Origin of the sequence: Pluralibacter gergoviae ATCC 33028 = NBRC 105706 (genome assembly GCF_001598855.1) — a bacterium.
Lineage (GTDB): Bacteria > Pseudomonadota > Gammaproteobacteria > Enterobacterales > Enterobacteriaceae > Pluralibacter > Pluralibacter gergoviae.
Genome location: NZ_BCZS01000068.1, coordinates 1 through 5571 on the forward strand (window position 1 = coordinate 1; position 5571 = coordinate 5571).

The 5571-nt window shown below is 58.7% G+C and carries 7 protein-coding genes; all 7 read right to left on the reverse strand.

Features of this window, described 5'->3' with window-relative positions:
- Positions 1-372 (reverse strand): conjugation system SOS inhibitor PsiB (psiB, locus tag ENGE1_RS25925; RefSeq protein WP_064360883.1); only part of this gene is annotated, 372 nt, incomplete at its 3' end.
- Between the two features lie 44 nt (positions 373-416).
- Positions 417-2417, reverse strand: a complete 2001-nt coding sequence (locus tag ENGE1_RS25930; RefSeq protein WP_040196882.1) for a ParB/RepB/Spo0J family partition protein — start codon at positions 2415-2417, stop codon at positions 417-419.
- A 68-nt stretch (positions 2418-2485) separates the two neighbouring features.
- A complete protein-coding gene (locus ENGE1_RS25935; protein ID WP_004206771.1) occupies positions 2486-2734 on the reverse strand; it encodes a DUF905 domain-containing protein in 249 nt (82 codons plus the stop codon).
- Positions 2735-2782: 48 nt separating this feature from the next.
- Complete coding sequence (gene ssb, locus ENGE1_RS25940) at positions 2783-3325, reverse strand: single-stranded DNA-binding protein (RefSeq protein ID WP_049152883.1); 543 nt, start codon at positions 3323-3325, stop codon at positions 2783-2785.
- Between the two features lie 664 nt (positions 3326-3989).
- A complete protein-coding gene (locus tag ENGE1_RS25945; RefSeq protein ID WP_032426243.1) occupies positions 3990-4310 on the reverse strand; it encodes a hypothetical protein in 321 nt (106 codons plus the stop codon).
- A 34-nt stretch (positions 4311-4344) separates the two neighbouring features.
- On the reverse strand, positions 4345-4599 hold the full coding sequence (locus tag ENGE1_RS25950; RefSeq protein ID WP_004206775.1) for a DNA polymerase III subunit theta: 255 nt from the start codon (positions 4597-4599) through the stop codon (positions 4345-4347).
- A 236-nt stretch (positions 4600-4835) separates the two neighbouring features.
- Positions 4836-5261 (reverse strand): antirestriction protein, encoded by a 426-nt coding sequence (locus tag ENGE1_RS25955; RefSeq protein WP_049152884.1) that lies wholly within the window; start codon positions 5259-5261, stop codon positions 4836-4838.
- Positions 5262-5571 lie beyond the last annotated feature (310 nt).

Here is a 5571-nt window from a genome sequence, read left to right on the forward strand (position 1 = left end):
TGAGACGACCCCTATCAATGCCAGCGTGTGGGAGATCAACTCCGGGTTAAATGCATCCATGCTGCGAACAACAGAGAACGGCTGGCCACCACGTGTCACAAAGACGATCATCCAGCGCTCACTCAACTCTCCGGGGCTGCAGACAGCGACATCAAAATGGCAATGGGCCGGAGAAAAGCGGATCTGAACCGGGAAAAAACCGCCAAACTCACTGCGATATTCACCGTTCACGGACCAGCCTGACGGCAGATGCAGAACACGCATCACTGCATGGGTCAGCTCACGGCGAAAATCTTCACCCGCAGCGCGGTAATCTTCCAGCTCGTCGATGGACATGGTTTTGAGGACGTCCAGAGTCAGTAACGTTTTCATCTTCAGTCTCCTTATCGCCGCCCCGCAGGGCGGCGTCTCCGTTATCAGGCTGCGTGTGAAGTCGGTTCGTCAGTGTCAGGGGCAGCATGTGCATCGTCCGGCTTTGCGGCATCCGGGGACTGCATCCAGCCCGGTACCCAGCGGGAGCCGGAGAGCCACTGTTCCGCATGGCTGGCAGCATCACCCTTCTTCATTTTTTCGGCATCCGAGGCGGCTCCGGTCAGCCCGGCCTCCTTCAGCGCCGCCACAATCTGGGCCTTGCTGAGCAACCCGAGGAAGTTATCCGCTGTCGGCTGCCACCAGTCGCGCAGATGAAATCCCAGCGCCGCCTCCACGCCATCGAGGTCACTGCGGCCGGTATGTCCACATTCACGGGTCTGAACACCGTCGACGGAACAGGCAGCACAGAAGGCCATCAGCGACATCAGGGTCTGCCCGTCGAGGGTAAAGAAGGTGGTGAAATCCTTCTGCCACCCCTCCGGCAGCAGGGCTTCCAGACGGGCTTTCTCCTGCATCAGATACCGCCATGCCTGACCTTCCTCTCCGGTCGGGGCTTCACTGGTCAGGCCGCTGTGATGCACCTCAAGGCGCAGGACGAACGGATGCCGGGTGGTGGTGCAGTAGTCAAACACGCAACTGCACAGCCGCCAGGCCATCAGGGCCACGGCTTTCTGTGGCTGCTTAACCAGTTCGGCCTGAACCGCCAGTGTCCTTTCTGAAGACATTTTTTTCAGCAACGGCATGCTGATGCCTTCTGCCGCATCAGGGATACTGCGGGTGACCACATGTACGGCAGCCTGATCGCCACCGTGTTCCCCGACGTCAGAGACCGCCGTCTGGATCTTCTTCTGGACACCACGCTGGACGCAAAGCTCACCGTCATACAGACTGACCACCACGCCACAGGCCGCTTTCTGCTCCGGTGTCCACGCCCGAACTGACGCCGCATTTTCAATCTCATCAATCAGCACCTGAATCGCGGCTTCATCCTCAAAGGTTTCCGTTGCCTCCAGCGTGGCGTACAGTTCATCAAGACGCTGTAGCTCCTCAGCGCTGAATTCCCCCTCCGGCGCCGGCAGCACCAGATAATGCTCGCGGTCATCGCCGTAGTTTCTGACGGAGCCCTCACGAGCCAGTGACCATGACCAGCCTTCCTGTTGTTCGATGGCCAGCGCAGCCGCCGCCAGCTTCTCCTGAACCAGACGCTCAACCAGTACCCCGTCAGCCGTTCCGTCTCCCTCCTGGGCGCTGAACAGATCCTCACGCACCACGCCCCCGGCGGCCTCATACGCTTCACGACCGATAAACACGAAGCGGGAGTGGGTTACGGCGATTTCCGTATCCGTGATGGCCCGCTTCAGCAGGTGAGCGGGTGTGCTGCCGTATGAGGTTTTCACCTGGTCATACACCTGCACCTGACGTGCCGGGTCGCTCTCCAGACTCAGGGCCTGACACTGCTCCACGTCGAGTTTGTCCTCTGCCAGCAGGGTGATCAGTTCCGGGGCGAGGTTTGCCAGCTTCAGCATCCGCTGAACGTGACGGGCACTGTAGCCCAGCAGGTCCCCGATTTGAGCCGGGGTTTTCCCCTCTTCTGACAGGGTGCGGAACCCGCTGATTTGCTCTGCCGGATGCATGGCCACCCGCTGGTTGTTCTCGACCATCGAGGCAACCATCGCCAGGTCGTCACTGACACGCTTGGCGACAACGAGATACCCGGCATCGATGCGCTGCTCGCTGAGCAACTGTTGCAGGGCGGCAAGACGGCGGCCACCTGCAGCCACCCCTGACATACCGTCCGGCAGCGAGTGAACCACCAGATTCTGGATCAGGCCGATCGCCATGATGGAGTCAGCCATCTCCCGGACACTGTCAGCCGGATAGGGGATCGTGCGAACGTTCAGCGGGGATTTGACCAGCGCCGACAGCGGCACCATCTCAACCTGAGCAGCCTCAAGCGCGGCTTTCAGGGCGGCGGATTCGGCAGGGTTCACCGATTTTTTGCTGGTTTTAACCGGCGCTTTTGCTTTAGACTCGGTCACTGACATAATTGATTTCTCTCCGATATTGGTTAATGTCTGCCGGGCAGACCCATCTGCCCGGCACCTATTACGGCTTATTGCGTTTTGCGTACTCCGTAGTCCCGGATGTAACGGTTCATCATGTCCTCGCCGCCCGGTTCAAAATTCCAGACGCGCCAGACCATGCTGCCGTCATCCTGATGACGGACGACAAGGCGAAAATGGGTCCCCTGGTCATCTTCAATCGCCACATTCTGATACTGCGCGGCGACAATCTGAGCCTGCTCGCGGGTAAACGTGCCATCCGGCAGAGATTCAAGCGGGGACAAAACGTTATGGTCCATATGTTTCTCCTTCTCTGCCCCGCCTGAACGGGGCGTCTTCATCATGGTTTAAAAGGGCGCGTCGTCATCCATTGGTGGGAAATCATCCGGGAGTGGCTGAGGCGGTTGCTGAGACGGAGCCGCATCCTGACGGCCTTTCTTACCGCCCTTCGCTTTCGGGGATTTAGCCGGGGCCTGAGCAGGTTGTGCCGGGGCGGCAGGACTCTGCGGCTGCGCAGTGCTCTCAGGCACACCGGATTCACGGCGGCCGCCGAGCATCTGCAGGGTGCCGTTCTGGCCGACCAGCACCTCGGTGACGTAGCGCGTGACTCCGGCATCGTCCTGCCAGTTGCGGGTGCGCAGCTGGCCCTCGATGTAGACCTGCGCGCCTTTACGCAGGTATTCGCCCGCCACTTCCGCGAGCTTGCCGAACATGACAACACGGTGCCACTCGGTGTTTTCGCGCATCTCTCCCGTCTGCTTGTCACGCCATGTTTCAGACGTGGCCAGCGTCAGATTGGCCACTGCGCCCCCGTTGGGCATGTAACGCACATCCGGTTCCCGTCCCAGATGTCCGACCAGAATGACTTTGTTAACGCCACGTGCTGCCATGATGAATCTCCTTACTCTGTTGTTTTGTCTTTAAAAACCATCACCCGTTGAGTTGCCGGGGCCGCGGTTTTGACTTTGTGCGGGGACCTGCTGAACCTGCCCCCTGGTTGTTACCTTCACCCGTTTGAGAGCCGTTCGCCGCAAGGGCAAAGACGCCACGGCCTGACGCATCTGTCCGGGGCAGGACACAAAAGTTTTTGCGGTTCCATGCAAAAAGTTTTGTGGACTGTTCATTACACCCTGGACAGCCAATGCGACAGGTTGTGGCTATGTCAGCCCGGGCGAATGGACTCAAACGGGTGATTCGGGTACCAGGGGAAAGGAGCAGGCACCCGCCGCAACGATGGAACGCGCGGGCGCGAAACGGCGTTGCCCTGCAGAGTGCCGGCAGTCCTTCGCCGGCACGGTGAAAGCGGCGCGGCCGGAACGGTCGCAGCAAGCGCTGCCGTTGACCTCAGACATCAGACACTAGCCGGCAGGCCCGAAACCGCCTGGCGGGTTCGGCGGAGCTTACCGCGTCTTTTCGCGGTTAGCGGAGTGTGGCTCGACGACTGAACCGCGCCAGCGGGTCAGGAGCCGAAGGTGGCCCCGGTGCAGATTGTGTGAAAAGAAAGTTAAACAGAGGAAGAGCTGCAGCAAGATGGAGAGTACCGGTCTGGTCAGGTCAGGACTGAGATTCGCCCTTCTCTTTTCTGTACTGAACAACGCAGTACCAGGCAGAAGCCAGGAAAGCGAAAACGGTGATCAGGGCACGAAATTCGTCACCCGGCTCTTTCCCCTTCAGCATCAGCGTTATGATGATGCCGGCAACGATAATCCACGCAATGCCACTCCAGAGGCGCAGCTTATCCGCCACGACATTAATCAGAACAAAAGCAACGGCCAGGATAGCCCCCCACAGAGCCGGAACAGGCTGAAACGGTATAAAAAACAGGTTAATGCCGGTTAAAAGCGTCACGGCAGCAAACATCAGAGACATACGCACAGATTACCCTCCCTGGACACACTGAGTAAGAAAATCAATTCTGCTGATCATCGCCCGGTTTATTATATTCGGGCGCATTTGCGCGCGGCAGCTGCTGACTGTTCAGTCGATGTACGCAGAGCCGTTCACGGAAATATTCGCGCAGGTGTTCAGGCTGTTCCCGTTCAACAAGTTCCGGCATGACGGGCTTGTTCATGCGTTCCTGCCAGGCAACAGCAGCGGCCACCTTATCGACGGCAACTTTGTCCTGCTCCTCTTTTGAAAAAGAGGCAATATTCCACTGCGACATACCCAAATTCCGCAAAAGAAGAAAGGGTACGCAGATATTACGCTCTTAATTCTTAACTGGCGACCTGTTGAGGTGAGGCCTGTACGCAGCGCCGCAGGCGTGGCGAACCGCCTCACCGGCAGGCGAAGCCTGCCAGGATTTTCGCGCGGCCGCACCGATCTGCGAAGCCGGGTAAGCTCCCCACAGATCGTGCCGTCTCAGACCTTAAACGGGACGTCGGGCGCCCCGATGTAGTATCAGTCAAGAGCCGCGTAAATAGCTGCGCATTCGTCATGAGAGTCAATGAAATCCCACAGCTGCGATTCCCGCAGCATCAGGTGGCGTGTCAGGGCAGCATCACCGCGTTCATGGTGCAGCCAGATACGGCGGTTGATCGCCAGCGCCGTAATGATAACTCCGGCCGCATCCGCGCTGACGGACCGATCAAACCAGTTATCCGGGTTAGTCAGATGGAAACGGTCACCGTCAGGCATCATGTAGCCGCCGCCCTCCGGAATTCGGATGAAATGCCAGAAGCCTCCGCAGTAATCGGTGATGTGTTTCACAGCGAGCGCATAGACCTGCATCTCTCCGGCCAGAAAATCGTTACCAAACAGATCCGGCAGGAACGAGAGACGGTCGGACACCTCAACATTCAGCATGGTTTGACGGGCATGATACATAGCAACCTCCACAGGTTCATAAGATTGCGGCACCGGGTTGTGCCGTGCCGACACGACAGCCCGGCGGAAAGCGGAAGACGCAGGGGCGACACCGGAGGCCGCAGCGCAGATAAAGCACGAAGCTGGTCTGGACGGTTTTCGAGCGAAACCTGAGCGAGAAAACGACGGGAAGAACAGCGAGCATCATCAGTAACCTGCGACCGGGCGAGGATGGCGGCGTCAGCGAACCCTTGCATCTGCAGCGGCCGGGTAAAGTGAAGGCACAGCACTACCCGTCGCGATGCAGAGGTTGAATAAAAGGTTTGTCTAA